The following is a 21,067-nucleotide window of genomic DNA, read 5'->3' as shown; positions in this document are numbered from 1 at the left end:
CCTCAGCCGGCGGCCACCAGCGCGGCGATGGCCGAACCCACTTCGGCCGTGGTGGCCTTGCCCTGCATGTCCGGCGTGCGCGGCCCGTCGACCAGCACCTGCTCGATGGCCGCGACCACCGCCGCCGCGGCTTGCGGATAGCCGAGGAAATCCAGCATCAGCGCGCCGCTCCAGATCTGCCCGATCGGGTTGGCGATGCCCTTGCCGTAGATGTCGGGCGCCGAGCCGTGCACCGGCTCGAACAGCGAGGGAAACTTGCGTTCCGGGTTGAGGTTGGCCGACGGCGCAATGCCGATGGTGCCGGTGCAGGCCGGCCCCAGGTCGGAAAGAATGTCGCCGAACAGGTTGGACGCCACCACCACATCGAACCAGTCCGGGTGCTGCACGAAGTGCGCGCACAGGATGTCGATGTGGTATTTGTCCCAGCGCACGTCCGGATAGGACGCGGCCATCTCGGCCACCCGTTCGTCCCACCACGGCATGGAGATCGAAATGCCGTTGGACTTGGTGGCGGCGGTCAGGTGCTTGCCGCGCTTGCGCGCCAGTTCGAACGCGAACTTCAGCACGCGGTCGGCGCCCACGCGCGTGAACACGCTTTCCTGGATCACGACTTCGCGCTCGGTGCCGGCGAACAGCCGCCCCCCGCTGTTGGAATACTCGCCCTCGGTATTCTCGCGCACGATGAAGAAATCGATGTCGCCCGGCTTGCGGTTGGCCAGCGGCGTGGGCACGCCCGGCATCAGCCTGACCGGACGCAGGTTGATGTACTGGTCGAAATCGCGGCGAAAGCGAAACAGCGACCCCCACAGCGCCTCGTGGTCGGGCACGGCGTCGGGCCAGCCGATGGCGCCGAAGAAGATCGCCTCGTGGCCGCCGATCTGCGCGGCCCAGTCATCGGGCATCATCTTGCCATGGCGCGCGTAGTAATCGCAGCTCCAGTCGAAATGGTCCCACTGGAAATCGATGCCGAAACGCGTGGCGGCCGCCTCCAGCACGCGCAGCCCCTCGGGCATGACTTCCTTGCCGATGCCGTCGCCGGCGATGACGGCGATCCTGTGTTTTGCTGCCACCTCAGTCTCCTTGTATGCGATCGTGCGCGCGCCGCGCCGGCGCGAAGCCGGCCCGCATTATCGATCCAAACGGCGCGCGCGGCCAAGCGCGGGCCTAGCCGGCGTCAGGCGCCGCTCCAGGCCTCGGCGTTCAGTTTGTCGCTGTAGACCGGCCGGCGCTGCTGGCGCTCGACGTGCTCCAGCGCCGGCGTAATGACCTGCACCAGGCGCTCGAAGGCCGGTTCGATCTCTTCCTCGGGCACGCAGGCATAGCCGAGCAGCAGCCCGGGACGGGCGTCCTGCTCGCTGGCGTAGTAGCGCGACAGCGGCCGCGCGTGCAGCCCCAGCGTGCGCGCGGCGATGGAAATGCCCAGGTCGTCGGTGCCGTCGGGCAGGTGCATCACCAGGTGCAGGCCCGCCTCGTGGGTGGAAATCGGCCAGTCGGCGCCGAAGGCCCGCGTGACCGCCTCGCGCAACAGCGCCTGGCGTGCCGCATAGCGTTGCTTGACGCGGCGGATATGGGTGGCGTAATGGCCGCCTTCGATGAAGTCGGCCAGCACGGCCTGGTCCATCAGGCGCCCTTCGCGATACAGCTCCGACAGCCCGGTCGCGACGTGGCCGGCCAGCGGCTTGGGCAGCACCATGTAGGCCAGGCGGATGCCGGGAAACAGCGTCTTGGAGAAGGTGCCCAGGTACAGCACCCGGTCGTGCTGGTCCAGCCCCTGCAGCGAAGCGATGGGGCGTCCGTCGAAGCGGAACTCGCTGTCGTAGTCGTCCTCGACGATCCAGGCGCCGCGCTTGTGCGCGTAATCCAGCAGCATGCGGCGCCGCGCCAGGCTCATCACCATGCCCAGCGGATACTGGTGCGACGGCGTCACGAAGATGAAGCGCGGCGGATCCTGCAATTGCTGCGCGCTGGGCGCCATGCCCTCGTCGTCCACCGCGACCGCCACCGGCGTGATGCCGCAGGCCATCAGCGTCGAACGCGCGCCCCAATAGCCGGGGTTCTCCATCCAGGCGGTGTTGCCGTTGTCGCCCAGCAGGCGCGCCAGCACGCTGACGGCCTGGTGGATGCCGCTGGTCACGACGATCTGGTCGGCATCGCACTTGACCGAGCGCGACAGGCGCAGATGCTCGGCCAGCGCGCGGCGCAGGGGCATATAGCCGGCCCCGTACGCATAGGTCAGCAGTTCGGGCGGGGCCTGGCGCCAGCGCCGGCTCTGCAGGCGCTGCCACACCGCGCGCGGAAACAGCGAAACGTCGGGCACGCCGGCCACGAAGGCGCCCCATTGCCGATCGGACGCCGAGGCTTCGCGCACCAGCTTGGTGCCGCGGCGCGACAGCGCGAAGTGCTGCGCCGCGGCCTCGACCTCGGGCGGCGCCGGCGGCTCCGGCGTGGCCGGCACGGTATCGGAGACGAAGGTACCACTTCCGAAGGCCGACACGAGGTACCCCTCGGCCAGCAACTGGTCGTAGGCGTGCAGCACGGTATTGCGGGATAACCCTGTGTCGACCGCCAGCGCCCGGGTCGCGGGCAGCTTGGTGCCGGCGGGCAGGTCGCCGGCCAGGATCAGATCGCGCAGCAAATCGTAGATCTGCCTGGACAGCGGCGTGGCGCCGCGGCGTTCCAGCCGCTGCAGCAGGCACTCCGACAGAATGAGCTCTTTCAAAGTGGCACCACAAACAAAAAACGATTTGGACCTATTGAGAGTACCAAATATTCGATACGCTGCCTTTCACGTACTCAAGCTGGTCCAACAGAATGCAAAGGGGAAAATCTTGCAATCGGACACTGACTGCGTTGTTCCCGCCATCACGGCACCCGCCACGGCCCGCGCCGTGACCGGCCGCGCGGCCCCCGGCCGCCGCTTCCCCCCATCCCCCCGATTCGACGCTGTCGTCGTCAAGGCTCCCGGCTGAGGCCGGCGCAGTACGCCGCGCCCCGGCGCGGCAAGCGGTGTTCGCACCGCGCAGCAGCACGTTTGTTTCATCACCTTGCGGTAACCCGAACGTACCAGGCGGCAGGCGATCGACTTTGGCACAGGAGCCGATCCCCGCCGCCGTTCTTGAACTAGCCCGGAGGCCAGCAGTGAAACTCACACAACTCTTCAAACTGTCCGCAGCCGCCTTTACCCTGGCGGCGGCCCTTCCGCTGACGAACGCGCATGCCCAGACCCGGGGCGGCACGCTCAACCTGATCGTGCAGCCCGAGCCGCCGATCCTGATCCCCGCGCTCAACCAGCAAGGGCCGACCCAGTTCATCACCGGCAAGATCTATGAAAGCCTGCTGACCTATTCGTTCGATCTCAAGCCGCAACCCGGCCTGGCCAAGTCCTGGGAAGCCGCGCCCGACGGCCTGAGCTACACCTTCCATCTGCAGGAAGGCGTCAAGTGGCACGATGGCAAGCCGTTCACGGCCGACGACGTCGTCTTCTCGCTGTCCGACCTGCTGCCCAAGACCCACGCCCGGGCGCGCGTGATCCTGGGCAAATTCCTCGACAAGGTCGAAAAGGTCGACGACCACACGGTCGTGGTGCGCCTGAAGTCGGCCTTTCCCGCCTTCATGCTGATGTTCGAACCGGGCTTCGCGCCCATGATGCCCAAGCACATCTACGCGGGCACCGACTACGCCACCAACCCGGCCAACCAGAAGCCCATCGGCACCGGCCCCTTCAAGTTCAAGGAATGGAAGCGCGGCGAATACGTCAAGCTGGAGCGCAATCCCGACTACTGGAAAGAAGGCAAGCCCTACCTGGACGAGCTGGTCTTCAACGTGATCCCGGATTCGGCCTCGCGCGCGGTGGCGTTCGAACGCGGCAGCATCGACGCCCTGCGCGGCGGCGACGTGGACAACGTCGACGTCAAGCGCCTGCGCGGGCTGCCCGACGTGCAATACACCACCCAGGGCTGGGAGATGTTCTCGCCGCAGGCCTACCTCATCTTCAACATGCGCAAGCCGCCCTTCGACAACATCAAGGTGCGGCAGGCGGTGATGCACGCGTTCAACCGCAAGCTGGTGGTCGACAACATCTTCTTCGGCCTGGGCAAGATCTCGACCAGCCCGTTCGTGCCCACCGAGATGTTCTTCGACAAGGACATCCCGGCCATCCCGTTCGACATGAAGAAGGCGCGCGCGCTGATCAAGGAGTCCGGAATCAACCCGGGCGACTACACCATCCGCCAGCTCAGCTTCCCCTACGGCGCGACCTGGGACCGCCTGGGCGAATACACCAAGCAGGCGCTCGAACAGCTGGGCTTCAAGGTCAATGTCGAATCGACCGACGCCGGCGGCTGGGCCAGCCGCACCGGCAACTGGGACTTCGACCTGACCACCACCTACAGCTACCAGTACGGCGATCCGGCGCTGGGCGTGCAGCGTCTGTACGTGACGTCCAACATCGTCAAGGGCTCGCCCTTCGCCAACGTGCAGGGCTACAGCAACCCCGAGTCCGACAAGCTGTGGGAACAGGCCGCGGCCGAGGTCGATCCGGCCAAGCGGCAGGAACTCTACAACAAGATCCAGGCCATCCTGGTCGCCGAGGTGGCCAACGGCTTCCTGGTCGACATGGAGTTCCCGACGCTGTATCGCGGCAAGGTCAAGAATATGGTCAAGACCGCCATCGGCATGAACGAGACCTTCGACGACGTGTACATCGAGAAGTGACGCGGCATGCGGCGGGCCGAGGAACGGCCCGCCGCCCGGCCCGCGCGGCCGCCCGCCGCCGCGGGCGGTGAACTAGCAGGAGCGGCGCGCACCGCGCCCTCCGGGGGATGCATCGCATGAAATTCCTGTCTTTCTTCGCCTCGCGCCTGGGCAAGGCCCTGGTGGTCGTGCTGGGCGTGGTGATCATCAACTTCTTCCTCATCCGCATGGCGCCGGGCGACCCCGCCGCCGTGCTGGCCGGCCAGGCCGGCGCCGGCGACGCGGCCTATGTCGAGCAACTGCGCACCCAGTTCGGCCTGGACAAGCCCGTGCTGACGCAGCTGGGCATCTACCTGAAAGGCGTGCTGCAGTTCGACCTGGGGTTTTCCTACCGCAATCACGTGCCGGTGCTGGACCTGATCGTCGAGCGCCTGCCCGCCACCTTCCTGCTGATGTCCGCGGCGTTCCTGTTCTCGGTCATCCTGGGCGTGCTGCTGGGCGTGGTCGCCGCGCGCGCGCGCTACGCCAACAAGCGCCGCTGGATCGACAGCAGCGTCATGACCGGCGCGCTGCTGCTGTACGCCACGCCGCTGTTCTGGCTGTCGCTGATGGGCATCCTGCTGTTTTCCGTGATGCTGGGCTGGCTGCCGGCCTTCGGCATGGAGACCGTGGGCAGCAACCTGACCGGCTGGGCCCGCGTGCAGGACATCGCCTTGCACCTGATCCTGCCCACCGTGACGCTGGGCTGCTTCTTCATGGCGGTCTACGTGCGCCTGACGCGCGCCTCGATGCTGGAAGTGATCGGCATGGACTTCGTCAAGACCGCGCGCGCCAAGGGCGTCAGCGCCAACCGCGTCATCCGCGCCCACGTGCTGCGCAACGCCCTGCTGCCGGTCATCACCTTCGCCGGCATCCAGCTCGGCCAGATGGCCGGCGGCGCGGTCCTGACCGAGACCGTGTTCGCCTGGCCCGGAATCGGCCGGCTCATGTTCGACGCGCTCCTGCAGCGCGACTACCAGCTGCTGCTGGGCATCTTCCTGGTGACCTCCATCATGGTCGTGGTTTTCAACCTGATCACCGACGTGATCTACCGCCTGATCGATCCGCGCATCGCCGCCGGCGGCACGCAAGGAGCCGCCGCATGAATGGATTCATGAAACGCTATATGCGCAACTACGGCGCGGTCGCCGGGCTGGTGATCGTGGCGCTGGTGGTGCTGGTGGCCCTGTGCGCACCCCTGCTGTATGAAGAGTCGCCGTGGATGATGGTGGCCAGCCCGCTGATCCCGCCCTTCACCGACTCGGCCTACCCGTTCGGCACCGACATGCTCGGCCGCGACATCACCGCGGGCCTGGTATGGGGCGCGCGCGTCTCGCTCATGGTGGGGCTGCTGTCTGCGGGCGTGGCGCTGCTGTTCGGCATCGCCATCGGCGCCATCGCCGGCTATTGCGGCGGGCGCATCGACGATGCCCTGATGCGCTTTACCGAGTTCTTCCAGACCATTCCGCAACTGGCCATGGCGGTCGTGCTGGTGGCCGTGGTGGGCCCGTCGGTGTATTCGATCATGGGCGCCATCGCCCTGGTGTCGTGGCCGCCGGCCGCGCGCCTGGTCCGCTCCGAGTTCATGACGCTCAAGCAGCGCGAGTTCGTGCAGGCCGCCATCGTGATCGGGCAGACGCCCGGGCGCATCGTCTGCACCCAGATCCTGCCCAACGCCATGTCGCCCATCATCGTGTCGGCCTCGTTCATGGTTGCCACCGCGATCCTGACCGAATCGTCGCTGTCGTTCCTGGGCCTGGGCGACCGCAACCTGATGAGCTGGGGCTTCATGATCGGCGCGGCGCGCACCATGATCCGCGAGGCCTGGTGGATGAGCGTGTGGCCCGGTGTGGCCATCCTGCTGACCGTGCTGGCCATCAACCTGATCGGCGAAGGCCTGAACGACGCCCTCAATCCTCAACTGCGCAAGCGCGGCGAATAGGGGAATGACCATGAACGACCATGAAACCCTGCTTTCGGTACGCGACCTGACCATTGCGCTGCCGCGCGGCGGCGACCGCGAATACGCCGTGCGCGATGTGTCCTACGACATCCGCGCCGGGGAGATCCTGTGCATCGTCGGCGAGTCCGGCTCGGGCAAGTCGATGAGCGCCAACGCCATCATGGGCCTGCTGCCCGACTACCTCCAGCCGCAGGGCGGCCAGATCCTGTTCCGCGGCAAGGACCTGCTGCGGCAGGACGAGGCCACCCTGCTGTCGATGCGCGGCAAGGACATGGCCATGATCTTCCAGGAGCCGCTGTCGGCCCTCAATCCGCTGATGACCGTGGGCGAGCAGATCGGCGAAGTCATGCGCGTGCACGACGCCTACCCCGGTCCGCAACGCCAGCGCCGCGTGCTCGAGCTGCTGGCGTTCGTCGGCCTGCCCGACCCGGCCGTCCTGTGCGACGTGTACCCATTCCGCCTGTCCGGCGGCCAGCGCCAGCGCGTGATGATCGCCATGGCCCTGGCGCTCGAGCCGGCCCTGCTCATCGCCGATGAGCCCACCACCGCCCTGGATGTCACCACCCAGGCGCAGATCCTCGCCCTGATCGCCCGGATCCAGAAGGAAAAGGGCATGGGCGTGATGTTCGTCACGCATGACTTCGGCGTGGTGGCCGAGATCGCCCATCGGGTAGCGGTGATGGAACAAGGCATCCTGGTCGAGCAAGGTCCGGCCGAGGAAGTCCTCAACCGCCCGCAACACCCGTATACGCGCCGCCTGATCGCCGCCGTCCCGCACCGGCGCGCCGACGCTCGCCCCCCGGTGGCGCAGGACGCGCCGGTGCTGGCGGTCGACAAGCTGTGCAAGACCTATGTCACCGGCCATGGCTGGTTCGGCAAGAAGCGGGTGGTGCGCGCGGTCGACGAGGTCAGCTTCGAGGTGCGCCGCGGCGAAACGCTGGGCATCGTCGGCGAATCCGGTTCGGGCAAGTCCACCATCGGCAAATGCCTGCTCAAGCTGATCGGCATCGACGGCGGCAAGCTGGTGTTCAACGGGCGCGATATCGCCGGATTGTCCGAAAGCCAGTTCCGGCCGTTGCGCAAGGACATCCAGATGATTTTCCAGGATCCGTTCGCCTCGCTCAACCCGCGCCAGACCGTGGGCCGCATCATCAGCGACGGCCCGGTCGCCAACGGCAAGACGCGCGCCCAGGCCGAAGCCCGCGCGCGCGAACTGCTGACCCTGGTGGGACTCGACCCCTCGGCCTTCGACCGCTATCCCAACCAGTTCTCCGGCGGCCAGCGCCAGCGCATCGGCATCGCGCGCGCCCTGGCGCTGGAGCCGCAGGTGCTGGTGGCCGACGAGTCGGTTTCGGCGCTGGACGTGTCGGTGCAGGCGCAGGTGCTTCAGCTGCTGCACGAATTGCAGCAGCGCCTGCGCATCGCGCTGATCTTCATCACCCACGATCTGCGCGTGGCGGCGCAGATCTGCAATGCCGTGCTGGTCATGCACCGCGGCAAGGTGGTGGAGTACGGCACCCCCGCGCAGATTTTCGACCAGCCGCAGAACCCTTATACGCAGCAGTTGATCGCCGCCGTTCCCGGCCAGCACTGGGACCCGACCAAGGCGCAGACCGCCTAGGGCCGCAACGCCCTCGATCGCGCCGCACAGGAGAGCCGACATGGACAACGCAGAACTGACCCGCCGCAAGGAGGCCGCCACGCCGCGCGGCGTGGGCGTGATGTGCAACTTCTACGCGGACCGCGCCGAGAACGCCGAACTGTGGGATACCGAAGGCCGCCGCTACATCGACTTCGCCGGCGGCATCGCCGTGCTCAACACCGGCCATCGCCATCCGCAGCTGATGCAGGCGCTGCAGGCGCAGATGAGCCGCTTCACCCACACGGCCTACCAGATCGTCCCGTACGCCAGCTATATCCAGCTGGCCGAACGGATCAACCAGCTGGCGCCGGGCGATTTCGCCAAGAAGACCGCCCTCTTCACCACGGGAGCCGAGGCGGTCGAGAACGCCGTCAAGATCGCTCGCGCGGCCACCGGCCGGCCCGCCGTCGTCGCCTTCGGCGCGGCGTTCCACGGCCGCACGCTGCTGGGCATGGCCCTGACCGGCAAGGTCGTGCCGTACAAAGTGGGCTTCGGTCCGTTTCCGGCCGACATCTACCATGTGCCGTATCCGAACGCGCTGCACGGGGTATCCACCGATGACGCGCTGGCGGCCCTGGGGACCCTGTTCAAGACCGACGTGGACCCGCGCCGCGTGGCGGCCATCATCATCGAACCGGTACAGGGCGAGGGCGGTTTCAATATCTGCCCGCCGGCCTTCATGCAGGCGCTGCGCGCCCTGTGCGACGACCACGGCATCCTGCTGATCGCCGACGAAGTCCAGACCGGCTTCGGCCGCACCGGCAAGCTGTTCGCGATGGAACACTACGGCGTGGCGGCCGACCTGACCGCCATGGCCAAGAGCCTGGCCGGCGGCATGCCGCTGTCGGCGGTGTGCGGCCGCGCCGAGGTCATGGACGCGCCGCCGCCGGGCGGCCTGGGCGGCACCTATGCCGGCAATCCGCTGGCGGTGGCCGCCGCGCTGGAGGTGATCCGCATCATCGAGGCCGAGGACCTGCTGGCGCGCGGCACGCGCCTGGGCCACCAGTTGCGCGACCACCTGGAAGCGCAGCGCCACGACGTCCCCGAGATCGCCGAGGTGCGGGCGCTGGGCGCCATGGTGGCGGTGGAATTCCGCCAGCCCGGCAGCGATGCGCCCAGCCCCGAATTCGCGCGCCAGGTCCAGGCCCGCGCGCTCGAACAGGGGTTGCTGCTCCTGACCTGCGGCAGCGACGGCAACGTCATCCGCTTTCTTTTCCCGCTGACGATCCCGGAGGCGGTCATGCGCGAAGCGCTGGACATCCTGGCCCGGACGTTGCGCGGCCAGAACGCTTGAATGCCCACACACGACCAAGGAGATTGACCATGAAACGCCCAGGCGCCATCCCCACGGTGCAGATCGACAACGAGCGGGTCAAGGTGACCGAGTGGCGCTTTCCGCCCGGCGGCGAAACCGGCTGGCATCGCCATGGCATGGACTATGTCGTCGTGCCCATGACCACCGGCCCGCTGCTGCTGGAAACCCCCGAAGGGTCGGTCACCAGCCAGCTCACCCGCGGCGTTTCCTATACCCGCCCGGAGGGCGTGGAGCACAACGTGATCAACCCCAGCGACACGGAATTCGTCTTCGTGGAAATCGAGATCAAAGCAGCGTAGCCCCCAATCAGCGAGGACAGCCATGAAGGCGTTTTTTTCCGAAGAACAGCTGTTGCATGTGCCCGAGCAATTCATGCGGCTGGGCCGCATCAGCGCGCCCACCGACGTGCCGGCCCGCGCCGAGACGCTGCGCGCCATGCTGGCCTCGCGCGGCGTGACGGTGGACAGCCCGCCCGACTACGGCCGCGAGCCGCTCGAGGGCATACACAGCCACGAGTACCTCGACTATCTCGAACACGCGTACACCCGCTGGCAGGCGATGCGCGCCAACGGCGCCGACCCGGGCCCCGAAGTGCTGCCCAACCTGTCGCCCTACTACAACGGCCGGGTCGAGCATGCCGCCCGCGGCCCGTGCCCCTCCACTTCCATCGTGGCCGAAACCGGCTACTACCTGAGCGACCTGTCGTGCCCGGTCGGGCCGCACACCTGGCGCTCGGCCCTGCGCTCGACCCATTGCGCCGTGGCCGCCGCCGACTGGGCGCTGCAGAACCAGGCCCTCGCCTACGCGCTGTGCCGGCCTTCCGGACACCATGCGCACCGCGACCGCGCCGGCGGCTTCTGCTACCTCAACAGCAGCGCGGCGGCCGCGCAGCGCCTGGCGCAACGCTGCGAGCGCGTCGTGGTGCTGGACGTCGACGCGCATCATGGCGATGGCACGCAGAACATCTTCTACCAGCGTTCGGACGTGATGACTATCTCGCTGCACGCCGACCCGTCCGGGTACTACCCGTTCTACACTGGCTATGCACACGAGCGCGGCTACGGCAGCGGCCACGGCTACAACCTGAACTTCCCCCTGCCGCACGGCGCGCGCAACGCCATTTTCCTGGAAACCCTGGACAGCGCCCTGACCGCGCTGCGCGACTACCGGCCGCGCGCGCTGGTGCTGGCGCTGGGCTTCGACACCTACAAGGACGACCCCATCAGCGTACTCAAGCTGGACATGGACGCCTACCGCCAGATCGGCGAACGCATCAACGGCCTGGGCCTGCCCACCGTGGTCGTCCAGGAAGGCGGCTATATGGTCCCGGCCATCGGCCCGGCGCTGGAAGCCTTCCTGCAGGGCATGGCGCCCGCCACAGTCTGACCCGCAACGGAGCCTCATCATGACTACTGCCACCGCACTTTCGATCAACGGCCAACGCCTGTGGGACTCGCTCATGGAGCTGGCGAAAATCGGCGCCACGCCCAAGGGCGGCAATTGCCGCCTGGCGCTGACCGAACTGGACGGCCAGGGCCGCGACCTGCTGGTGCGCTGGATGCGCGAAGCGGGCCTGGAAATCACCGTCGACCAGGTCGGCAACATCTTCGGCCGCCGGCCCGGCGCGCGCCCGGAACTGCCCAGCGTGGCCACCGGCAGCCACATCGACACCCAGCCCACCGGCGGCAAGTTCGACGGATGCTTCGGCGTCCTGGCCGGACTGGAGGTCATGCGCACGCTGCAGGACCACGACGTGCGCACCGAGGCACCGCTGGAACTGGCGATCTGGACCAACGAGGAAGGCACGCGCTTCGTGCCCGTCATGATGGGCTCCGGCGTCTTCTGCAACATCTTTCCGCTCGAGACGGCCCTGTCGGCCACCGACGTGGACGGCAAATCGGTGCGCGACGAGCTGGCGCGCATCGGCTACGCCGGCGACGCGCCGGTAGGCCAGCGCAAGCTGGGCAAGTACTTCGAGGCGCATATCGAGCAAGGCCCCATCCTGGAAGCCGAGGACAAGGTCATCGGCGTGGTCACCGGCTCGCTCGGCCTGCGCTGGTACGACGTCACCGTGACCGGCATGGAGGCGCACGCCGGCCCCACGCCCATGCCCATGCGCCGCGACGCCCTGTACGCCGCCACGCACCTGATGCAGGAAGTCGTGCGCATCGCGCTGGACTACGCCCCCCAGGGCCGCGGCACCGTGGGCGTAGCCAACGTCTATCCATCCTCGCGCAACGTCATCCCCGGCAAGGTGTCCTTCACGGTCGACCTGCGCCACCCGGACGCCGCGCGCCTGGCCGAGATGGACGCCCGCCTGCGCCAGGCCTGCCAGGCGCTGGGCGCGGGCGACACCACCGGCTATCCGGTCGACGTCGATCTGCGCGACGTCCAGCACTTTCCCCCCACGCCCTTCGAGCCCGCCCTGATCGGCGCGGTGCGCCAGCAGGCCGAGGCGCGTGGCTACAGCCACATGGACATCGTCACCGGCGCCGGCCACGACGCCGTCTACGTGGCTACCGTCAGCCCGACGGCGATGATCTTCGTGCCCTGCAAGGACGGCATCAGCCACAACGAAGTGGAAGACGCCGACCCGGCCCACCTGGAGGCCGGCGCCAACGTCCTGCTGGGCGCCATGCTGCAGCACGCGGGCATGGTGGAGCGCTGAACATGGCCCCCGCCCCGGCGCCGGCCGCCGCCCGCCAGCGGCGCCTCGGCATCGCGCTGTTCTTCGGCGCGCTGGTGGCCTTTGCCACCTTCGACGCGGCCTGCAAGTACATGCTGCAGTTCTATCCGGCGCCGTTCCTGAATGTGATGCGCTACACGGCGGTGGCCACCATCGCCGCGTTCATGCTGCTGCGCCACGGCCTGCCGCGCCTGTCGGCCACGCCGCGCCGCGGCCTGCTGGTGGTGCGCGGCCTGATGCTGGGCACGGTGGGCACCTGCTTCATGACGGCGCTGATCTGGATGCCGCTGTCCGAGGCCACCGCCATCTACTTCACCTCGCCGATGATCATGGTGGCGCTGTCGCCCTGGCTGCTGGGCGAATCGGTCGGACGCGCCCAGTGGCTGGCGGTGGCGGTCGGGTTCGGCGGCATGCTGCTGATCGTGCGGCCGGGCGCCGACCTGCCCGCGCTGGGCACCGTGCTGATGGCGGTGGCCGCCGTGAGCTACGCCATTTTCCAGCTGCTCACGCGCAAGCTGGCCGGCCAGGTGCCGGGCCACGTGCAGTACGCCTACACCGCCTTCATCTGCCTGCTGATGACGGCGCTGCCGGCGCCGTTTTTCCTGCCGCAGCCCTGGCCGGGCCTGGCCGACAGCCTGGTGATCATCGCCCTGGGCCTGTGCAACGGCCTGGCGCAGATCCTGTTGATCGGCGCCTTCCAGCGCGTCGAAGCCTCGACGCTGGCGCCGCTGAACTACTGCCATCTGCTGATGGCCGTCGCCTTCAGCACCTTCTGGTTCGGCATGCCACCCGACGCGCCGGCCACAGCCGGCATGGCGCTGATCGTGGCCGCCGGCATTTTCCTCGTCACGCGGCGCGCCCCCGGCACGCCGCGCCTGCCCGTTCGCGACAAGGAGTCCGCCGCATGAGCACCCTGCCCCCGCTGTCCCATTGGGAATCCCTCGCTGCCGGCCTGACGCTGCGCAACCAGGCCTTCATCGACGGCCGCTGGCACGATGGCCGGGCCGGACCGCTGGCCGCCATCAACCCGGCCACCGGCCAGTTGCTCGCCGAAGTGACGGCCTGCTCGCAAGCCGATATCGACCAGGCCGTCGCGGCTGCGCGGCGCGCCTTCGAGTCCGGCGTGTGGTCGCGCATGCCGCGCCGCGAGCGCAAGCAGTGCATGCTGCGCCTGGCCGCGCTGATCCGCGAGCACGCCGAAGAACTGGCCCTGATCGAAACGCTGGACATGGGCAAGCCGATCGGCGACACCATGGCCTTCGACATCCCGGAAACCGCGCATACCTACGCGTGGTATGCCGAGACCATCGACAAGCGGTACGACGAAATCGCCCCCACCGACGCCGACGCGCTGGCCACCATCACGCGCGAACCGCTGGGCGTGGTGGCCGCCGTGGTGCCATGGAACTACCCGCTGCTGATGGCCTCGTGGAAGGTGGCGCCGGCGCTGGCCGCCGGCAACAGCGTGATCCTCAAGCCGGCCGAGCAGTCCTCGCTGTCGGCCCTGCGGCTGGCCGAACTGGCGCTCCAGGCCGGCATCCCCGCCGGCGTGCTCAACGTGGTGCCGGGCGCCGGCCCGGTGGCCGGGCGCGCGCTGGGACTGCACATGGACGTGGATTGCCTGGCGTTCACCGGCTCGACCGCCACCGGCAAGCGCTTCATGGAGTATTCCGGGCAATCCAACCTCAAGCAGATCTGGCTGGAATGCGGCGGCAAGTCGCCGCACATCATTTTCGACGACTGCCCCGACCTGGACCGCGCCGCCCTGGCGGCGGCCATCGGCATCTTCAACAACCAGGGCGAGGTCTGCATCGCCGGCTCGCGCCTGTACGTGCAAGCCGGCATCTACGACACCTTCGTCAGCAAGGTGGAGGCGTGCGCGCGCGCGATGCAGCCGGGCAATCCGCTCGACCCGGCCTCGCCGATGGGCGCCATGGTCGATGAAAGGCAGATGGCGCGCGTGCTGGAATATGTCGAAAGCGGCCGGCGCGAAGGCGCGCGGCTGCGCATGGGCGGCGAGCGCGTGCGCGCCGACAGCGGCGGCTACTACATAGAACCCACCATCTTCGAATGCGCGCGGCCCGACCTGACCATCGTGCGCGAGGAGATCTTCGGCCCCGTGCTGGCGGTCACCCGGTTCGACGGCGAAGACGAGGTGGTGGCGCAGGCCAATGCCTCCGCCTATGGCCTGGGGTCGGGCCTGTGGACGGCCGACCTGTCGCGCGCCCACCGCGTCTCGCGCAGGCTGCGCGCCGGCCTGGTATGGGTGAACTGCTACTTCGACGGCGACGTGACGGTGCCGTTCGGCGGCGTCAAGCAATCCGGCTTCGGGCGCGACAAGTCGCTGCACGCGCTGGACAAGTACACCTCGCTGAAGACGACCTGGATCCGCCTGTAGCCGGGGCCGCTCAGTAGCCGCGGCGGCGCGTGACCATGCCGGTGACCGGCTCGCCGCGCAGGAAGGCGCGGATCTTGGCCGCCAGCTGCGCCACCGTTTCGCGGCGCAGGCTGATGGCCGCGATGTGCGGGGTGATCGCCACGCGCGGATGCGACCAGAACGGGTGGCCGGCCGGCAGGGGCTCTTCGCGAAACACGTCGAGCGCCGCGCCTGCCATATGCCCGCTGTCGAGCAGCGCCAGCAGGTCCTCTTCCACCAGGTGCTCGCCGCGCCCCATGTTGATCAGGTGGGCGCCCGGCAGCAATTGCGACAGGGTATCGCGGCGCAACAGGTCGCGCGTCTCGTCGGTCAGCGGCAGCGTGTTGACCAGCACCCGGGTGCGCGCCAGGAAGGCCGGCAGCGCATCGGCGCCGCCAAAGGCCTGCACGCCCTGCGGCGCATTGCCGCTGCGCGACCAGCCCGCCACCGGATAATCCATGCCGGCCAGGGTCTGCGCCACGCGCGTACCCATCACGCCCATGCCCAGCACGCCCACCGGCCATTGCGTGCGATCGAGCTCGGGCAGCGGATGCCATTGCCCGGCGCGCTGCTGCGCGTCATACGCGTCGAACTGGCGGCTGGCGCGCACCAGCGCATGCGCCGCGTACTCGGCCATCTGCACCGCCATGCCCGCGTCCTCCAGTCGCACCACGGGAAAATCCGGCGGCAGCGTCTCCAGCCTGAACAGCGCGTCCACGCCGGCGCCCAGGTTGAACGCCGCGCGCAGGCCGAGCTCGCGCTCGAACAATTCGGCCGGCGGGTTCCAGACCACCGCCAGTTCGGCATGCTGGACCGGCTGGCCCGCCTGCCATGCGACCACCTCGGCCTCGGGCAAGGCCGCCTGCAAGGGCTCCGTCCATTCGCGCGGATCGATGGCATTGCAGGAGGCGTAGATGATTTTCACGGCGGTTCCATGGCGGCAGGCAGGCGGTAGGGACCATAGCCGGCGCCACGCCTGCGCGGCGCCGTCTTGGCGGATAATGGCGATGATATAACAGCCTCGTCCAGGAATCCGGCATCACCGCAACGGAAACGCAACCATGACCACTCTCAGCTCCGCCCAGCAGCAGGACATCCAGTACCAGCTGCACTCCTACACCAACGCGGTCAAGCACCGCGACGTGGGCCCGCGCATCATCACCCACGGTGAAGGCGTATACGTGTTCGACGACCAGGGCAACCGCTACCTCGAAGGAATGGCCGGCCTGTGGAGCGTCGCGGTGGGTTTCGGCGAGCAGCGCCTGGTCGAGGCCGCGGCGCGCCAGTTCCAGGAACTGCCCTACTACCATACGTTCACGCACAAGTCGCACCCCAGCGTCATCGCGCTGGCCGAGCGCCTGATCGGCTACACCGACGGGCGCATGGCCCAGGCGTTCTTCACCAACTCCGGCTCCGAGGCCAACGACACGGTCGTCAAGCTGGTGTGGTACTACAACAATGCGCTGGGCCGCCGCGACAAGAAGAAGATCATCGCGCGCCAGCGCGGCTACCACGGCGTCACGGTCGCCTCGGCCAGCCTCACCGGCCTGCCCGGCAACCACAAGGACTTCGACCTGCCGCTGCCGCAGATCCGCCACACCGCCTGCCCGCACTACTACCGCTACGGCCTGCCGGGCGAAACCGAGGAAGATTTCGCCACCCGCATGGCCGGCGAACTCGAGGCCATGATCCTGCGAGAAGGCCCGGACACGGTGGCCGCCTTTATCGGCGAACCTGTCATGGGCGCCGGCGGCGTCATCGTGCCCCCGCGCACCTACTGGCAGAAAATCCAGGCGGTGTGCCGCAAGTACGACATCCTGGTCATCGCCGACGAAGTCATCACCGGCTTCGGGCGCCTGGGCCAGCGCTTCGGCTCGCAGGTCTTCGACATCGAGCCGGACATCATGGTGCTGTCCAAGCAGATCACCTCCTCGTACCAGCCGCTGGGCGCGGTGCTGCTCAATGCCCGCGTGGCCGACGTGGTGGCCGAACACAGCGGCCGCCTGGGCACTTTCGGGCATGGCTATACGGCCAGCGGCCACCCGGTCGCCACCGCGGTGGCGCTGGAGAACCTGCGCCTGATCGACGAACGCGGCCTGATCGAGCACGCCGCCGAAATGGGCGCGCTGCTGCACCAGGAGCTGCAGGCCCTGTCCAGCCATCCGCTGGTGGGCGAGGTGCGCGGCGTCGGCCTGATCGCCGGCGTGGAACTGGTGGCCGACAAGGCCACGCGCCAGCCCTTCGACCCGCTCGGCAAGGCCGGCGGCTACGCCTACGAGCGCGCGCACGACCATGGCCTGATCGTGCGCGGCATCCAGGACACCGTGGCCTTCTGCCCGCCCCTGATCATCACCGCCGAACAGGTGCGCGACATGGTCGCGCGCTTTGCCCGCACCCTGGACGACGTCGCCGCCCACGTCGCGCAGGGCTGATCGTCGGGCGCGCATGCCGGCGCCGCGGCCTCGGCCGCGGCAACAGCGCGCGCGCCAGCTGACCCTCAGCGCCGCCGCGATCCCAGCAGGGATCCCAGCACGCCCCGCACCAGTTCGCGCGCCATCTGGCGCGCCGTGCTCTTGGCCACGCTCTGGACCACGCCGTCGCGCTTGCCGCCGCGCGGGCCGGTCGAACCGAACAGCACCTCGTTGATGCCTTGCATCAGCCCGCCCTCCTCGGCGGGCGCGGCCGGCGCGCCATTCTTGCCCGCGGGCGCGCGGGCGCCGTCCGTGGCCGGCGCATCGGCCGCGGCGCGCGCGGTCAGCACCTCGTAGGCCGACTCGCGGTCGACGGTCTGCTCGTACTTGGGCGCCAGCGGCATGGCCTGCCTCAAGGCCTGGCGCTCGGCATCGGTGGCCGGGCCGATGCGGCTACCCGGCGGCAGGATCCAGGCGCGTTCGGTCGGGGTCGGCCGTCCCTTGGCATCCAGCAGCGAGACCAGGGCCTCGCCCACGCCGAGCTCCGTGATGGCGGCCTCGATATCCAGCCCCGGATTCGGGCGCATCGTCTGCGCCGCCGTCTTGACCGCCTTCTGGTCGCGCGGCGTGAAGGCGCGCAAGGCGTGCTGGATGCGGTTGCCCAGCTGGCCCAGCACGGTGTCCGGGATGTCCAGCGGATTCTGCGTCACGAAATACACCCCCACGCCCTTGGAGCGCACCAGCCGCACCACCTGCTCGATCTTGTCCAGCAGCGCCGATGGCGCATCATTGAACAGCAGGTGCGCCTCGTCGAAGAAGAACACCAGCCCGGGTTGCTCTGGGTCGCCGATCTCGGGCAGCTTCTCGTACAGGTCGGCCAGCAGCCAGAGCAGGAACACCCCGTACAGGCGCGGCGCCTGCATCAGCTTGTCGGCCGCCAGGATATTGACCATGCCGCGCCCCTGCGCATCGGTGCGCAGCAGATCGTGCACATCCAGCATGGGCTCGCCGAAGAATTGCTCGGCGCCCTGCGACTCCAGCCGCAGCAGGCCGCGCTGGATGGCGCCCACCGTGGCGGCCGACACATTGCCATAGCGCGTCTTCAGCTCGGCCGAGCGGTCCGCCACGTTCTGCAGCATGGCGCGCAAGTCCTTCAGGTCCAGCAGCAACTGCCCCTCGTCGTCGGCCACGCGGAACACCAGCGTCAGCACCCCTTCCTGGGTATCGTTGAGCTCCAGCATGCGCGACAGCAACAAGGGCCCCATGTCCGACACCGTGGCGCGGATCGGCACGCCCTGTTCGCCGAACACATCCCACAGCGATACCGGGCTGGCGCCCCAGGCTGGCTCGGGCAGGCCCAGGTTCTTCAGACGCTCCTGCAACTTCGGCGATGGCGTACCCGCCTGCGATACCCCGGTCAGATCCCCCTTTACATCAGCCATGAAAACCGGCGTGCCAATACGGGAAAACGCCTCGGCGAGCACCTGAAGCGTCACCGTTTTGCCCGTGCCGGTGGCGCCGGTAATGCAGCCGTGCCGATTGGCCAGCGCGGGCAGCAGCGCCAGCTCGGTCTGGGCATTCTTGGCGATAACAATGGGATCAGGCATAACCGCTCTCCGGAAGGGGGCAAAATCGGACGCCCAAGTGTAGAGCCTGGGCCGCCGCTTGTGGGCCGTGGCATGCACGACACACGCCTGCGGGGCGGCAGGGCCCCAGGCAGGCTAAAATAGGCATCTTTGCCGACAAATTCTTCGAGAAGCCATGGCCGGACACAGTAAATGGGCCAACATCCAGCACCGCAAGGGCCGCCAGGACGCCAAGCGGGGCAAGCTCTGGACCAAGATCATTCGTGAAATCACCGTCGCCGCGCGTGCCGGCGGCGCCGACCCGGACAGCAACCCGCGCCTGCGCATGGCCTGGGACAAGGCGACCGACGCCAACATGCCCAAGGACAACATCCAGCGGGCCATCCAGCGCGGCGCCGGCGGCGCCGACGGCGAAAGCTACGAGGAAGTCCGCTACGAAGGCTACGGCATCGGCGGCGCGGCGGTCATCGTCGACTGCATGACCGACAATCGCACCCGCACCGTCGCCGAAGTGCGCCACGCCTTCGCCAAGCATGGCGGCAACCTGGGCCAGGAAGGCTCGGTGGCCTTCATGTTCAAGCACTGCGGCCAGTTCGTGTTCGCGCCCGGCACCTCCGAGGAAGCCGTCATGGAAGCCGCCCTGGAGGCCGGCGCCGAGGACATCGCCACCGACGAGGAAGGCGTCATCGAAGTCGTCTGTGCGCCGGCCGATTTCACCGCCGTACGCCAGGCCTTCGAGGCCGCCGGCCTGAAGGCGGAAGTCGACGGCGTGGTCATGAAGGCGCTCAACGAAACCGAGCTCACCGGCGAAGACGCCGTCAAGATGCAGAAGCTGCTCGACGTCCTGGAAAGCCTGGACGACGTGCAGGAGGTCTACACCAACGTCGTGTTCGACGAAGCGCAATAACCGTCCGGGCGGCCGTGCCGCCCGTTTCCCGGCCTTGCCGTGCAAGCGCCGCGCCTTCTCCACGGGCATGAGTGGCAACCTTCAGAAACCCCGCAACATGAAACTCCTGGTAATCGGCTCGGGCGGCCGCGAACACGCCCTCGCATGGCGTCTGGCCCGCTCCCCGCGCGTCCACAAGGTCTACGTGGCGCCCGGCAACGGCGGCACCGCGCAGGGCGAGCAGCTCGAGAACGTACCGCTGACCAGCGCCGAGGAACTGGCCGACTTCGTCCAGCGCGAGGGCGTATCGCTGACCGTGGTCGGCCCCGAGGCGCCCCTGGCCGCCGGCGTGGTCGACGTGTTCCGCGCCCGCGGCCTGAAGATCTTCGGTCCGACCAAGGCGGCCGCGCAGCTGGAAAGCTCGAAGGATTACGCCAAGGCCTTCATGGTCCGCCATGCCATCCCCACGGCGCGCTACGAAACCTTCACCGATCCGGCCCAGGCGCACGCCTATGTCGACCAGCACGGCGCGCCCATCGTGATCAAGGCCGACGGCCTGGCCGCCGGCAAGGGCGTGGTGGTCGCCATGACGCTGGACGAAGCGCATGGCGCGATCGACGCCATGCTGGGCGACGGCTCGCTGGGCGAGGCCGGCGCGCGCGTGGTGATCGAAGAATTCCTCACCGGCGAAGAAGCCAGCTTCATCGTCATGTGCGACGGCCGCCATGTGCTCGCCCTGGCCACCAGCCAGGACCACAAGCGCCTGAAGGACGGCGACGCCGGCCCCAACACCGGCGGCATGGGCGCCTATTCGCCCGCCCCGGTCGTCACACCCGAGCTGCACCACCGCATCATGCGCGAAATCATCCTGCCGACCGTGCAGGGCATGGCGCGCGACGGCATCCCCTACACCGGCTTCCTGTATGCCGGCCTGATGATCGCGGCCGGCGATGATCCCGACCGGCCCATCAAGACGCTGGAGTACAACTGCCGCATGGGCGACCCGGAAACCCAGCCCATCATGATGCGCGTCAAGAGCGACCTGCTCGATGCGTTCGAGCATGCCGTCGACGGCACGCTCGACCAGGCCGACATCGTCTGGGACCGCCGCACCGCCCTGGGCGTGGTGCTGGCCGCCCACAACTACCCTGCCACGCCGCGCACCGGGGACGTGATCGCCGGCCTGCCCGCCGCAACGGAAGACTGCGTGGTATTCCACGCGGCAACCGCCCTGGACGGCGATGCCACCAAGACCACCGGAGGGCGCGTGCTGTGCGTCACCGCCCTGGGCGACTCCGTGCGCATCGCGCGCGACCGCGCCTACGAGGCCGTGGACGCCATCCACTTCGACGGCCGCCAGTACCGCACCGACATCGGCTGGCGCGCGCTCAAGCCCTCGCAGCAGAAAGCCCCCAAACCCACCGCCTGATC

The 21,067-nt window shown here is 68.5% G+C and carries 17 protein-coding genes; 13 read left to right on the top strand and 4 right to left on the bottom strand.

Annotated features, from left to right (window positions below; genetic code table 11):
- Positions 1–2: 2 nt before the first annotated feature.
- Together EL288_RS07715 and pdxR are read right to left on the bottom strand one after the other, a co-directional pair.
- Positions 3–1,070 (bottom strand): tartrate dehydrogenase, encoded by a 1,068-nt coding sequence (locus tag EL288_RS07715; protein ID WP_003813157.1) that lies wholly within the window; start codon positions 1,068–1,070, stop codon positions 3–5.
- 104 nt (positions 1,071–1,174) lie between these two features.
- Complete coding sequence (pdxR, locus tag EL288_RS07710; protein WP_003813159.1) at positions 1,175–2,719, bottom strand: MocR-like pyridoxine biosynthesis transcription factor PdxR; 1,545 nt, start codon at positions 2,717–2,719, stop codon at positions 1,175–1,177.
- 419 nt (positions 2,720–3,138) lie between these two features.
- Here pdxR and EL288_RS07705 point away from each other — a divergent pair, with 419 nt between their 5' ends.
- From EL288_RS07705 to EL288_RS07660, 10 genes are all read left to right on the top strand, one after another.
- Complete coding sequence (locus EL288_RS07705) at positions 3,139–4,713, top strand: ABC transporter substrate-binding protein (RefSeq protein ID WP_003813161.1); 1,575 nt, start codon at positions 3,139–3,141, stop codon at positions 4,711–4,713.
- Between the two features lie 107 nt (positions 4,714–4,820).
- A complete protein-coding gene (locus EL288_RS07700) occupies positions 4,821–5,837 on the top strand; it encodes an ABC transporter permease (RefSeq protein WP_003813162.1) in 1,017 nt (338 codons plus the stop codon).
- Positions 5,834–6,673 (top strand): ABC transporter permease, encoded by an 840-nt coding sequence (locus EL288_RS07695; protein WP_003813165.1) that lies wholly within the window; start codon positions 5,834–5,836, stop codon positions 6,671–6,673. Before EL288_RS07700 ends, EL288_RS07695 begins: the two co-directional genes overlap by 4 nt.
- 4 nt (positions 6,674–6,677) lie before the next feature.
- Positions 6,678–8,315, top strand: coding sequence for an ABC transporter ATP-binding protein (locus EL288_RS07690; RefSeq protein ID WP_003813166.1), 1,638 nt, complete (start codon positions 6,678–6,680; stop codon positions 8,313–8,315).
- A 40-nt stretch (positions 8,316–8,355) separates the two neighbouring features.
- On the top strand, positions 8,356–9,630 hold the full coding sequence (gene gabT, locus EL288_RS07685) for a 4-aminobutyrate--2-oxoglutarate transaminase (protein WP_003813168.1): 1,275 nt from the start codon (positions 8,356–8,358) through the stop codon (positions 9,628–9,630).
- A gap of 29 nt (positions 9,631–9,659) precedes the next feature.
- Positions 9,660–9,950 (top strand): cupin domain-containing protein, encoded by a 291-nt coding sequence (locus tag EL288_RS07680; protein WP_033447274.1) that lies wholly within the window; start codon positions 9,660–9,662, stop codon positions 9,948–9,950.
- Between the two features lie 22 nt (positions 9,951–9,972).
- Positions 9,973–11,037 (top strand): histone deacetylase family protein, encoded by a 1,065-nt coding sequence (locus EL288_RS07675; protein ID WP_003813171.1) that lies wholly within the window; start codon positions 9,973–9,975, stop codon positions 11,035–11,037.
- 19 nt (positions 11,038–11,056) lie between these two features.
- The gene (locus EL288_RS07670) at positions 11,057–12,319 is read left to right on the top strand and encodes a Zn-dependent hydrolase (protein ID WP_003813173.1); all 1,263 of its coding nucleotides are present in this window, start codon (positions 11,057–11,059) and stop codon (positions 12,317–12,319) included.
- Between the two features lie 2 nt (positions 12,320–12,321).
- Complete coding sequence (locus EL288_RS07665; protein WP_003820271.1) at positions 12,322–13,245, top strand: DMT family transporter; 924 nt, start codon at positions 12,322–12,324, stop codon at positions 13,243–13,245.
- The gene (locus tag EL288_RS07660) at positions 13,242–14,735 is read left to right on the top strand and encodes an aldehyde dehydrogenase (protein WP_033449878.1); all 1,494 of its coding nucleotides are present in this window, start codon (positions 13,242–13,244) and stop codon (positions 14,733–14,735) included. Before EL288_RS07665 ends, EL288_RS07660 begins: the two co-directional genes overlap by 4 nt.
- Positions 14,736–14,745: 10 nt before the next feature.
- Here EL288_RS07660 and EL288_RS07655 read toward each other — a convergent pair whose 3' ends face one another.
- Complete coding sequence (locus EL288_RS07655) at positions 14,746–15,678, bottom strand: 2-hydroxyacid dehydrogenase (RefSeq protein WP_003813179.1); 933 nt, start codon at positions 15,676–15,678, stop codon at positions 14,746–14,748.
- Between the two features lie 136 nt (positions 15,679–15,814).
- Between EL288_RS07655 and EL288_RS07650 the strand changes: the two genes are divergently transcribed.
- A complete protein-coding gene (locus EL288_RS07650; RefSeq protein ID WP_003813182.1) occupies positions 15,815–17,185 on the top strand; it encodes an aspartate aminotransferase family protein in 1,371 nt (456 codons plus the stop codon).
- Positions 17,186–17,250: 65 nt separating this feature from the next.
- On the opposite strand, the gene EL288_RS07645 is transcribed toward EL288_RS07650, so the two are convergent.
- Complete coding sequence (locus EL288_RS07645; protein WP_033446434.1) at positions 17,251–18,771, bottom strand: helicase HerA-like C-terminal domain-containing protein; 1,521 nt, start codon at positions 18,769–18,771, stop codon at positions 17,251–17,253.
- Positions 18,772–18,925: 154 nt separating this feature from the next.
- Here EL288_RS07645 and EL288_RS07640 point away from each other — a divergent pair, with 154 nt between their 5' ends.
- Positions 18,926–19,657, top strand: a complete 732-nt coding sequence (locus EL288_RS07640) for a YebC/PmpR family DNA-binding transcriptional regulator (protein ID WP_003813187.1) — start codon at positions 18,926–18,928, stop codon at positions 19,655–19,657.
- A gap of 67 nt (positions 19,658–19,724) precedes the next feature.
- Positions 19,725–21,065, top strand: a complete 1,341-nt coding sequence (gene purD / locus EL288_RS07635; protein WP_010930862.1) for a phosphoribosylamine--glycine ligase — start codon at positions 19,725–19,727, stop codon at positions 21,063–21,065.
- The last annotated feature ends 2 nt before the right edge of the window (positions 21,066–21,067 follow it).

Origin of the sequence: Bordetella bronchiseptica (genome assembly GCF_900636925.1) — a bacterium.
Lineage (GTDB): Bacteria > Pseudomonadota > Gammaproteobacteria > Burkholderiales > Burkholderiaceae_B > Bordetella > Bordetella pertussis.
Note: the sequence above shows the minus strand (reverse complement) of the source record. Positions and strands in the feature narration are given on the sequence as shown.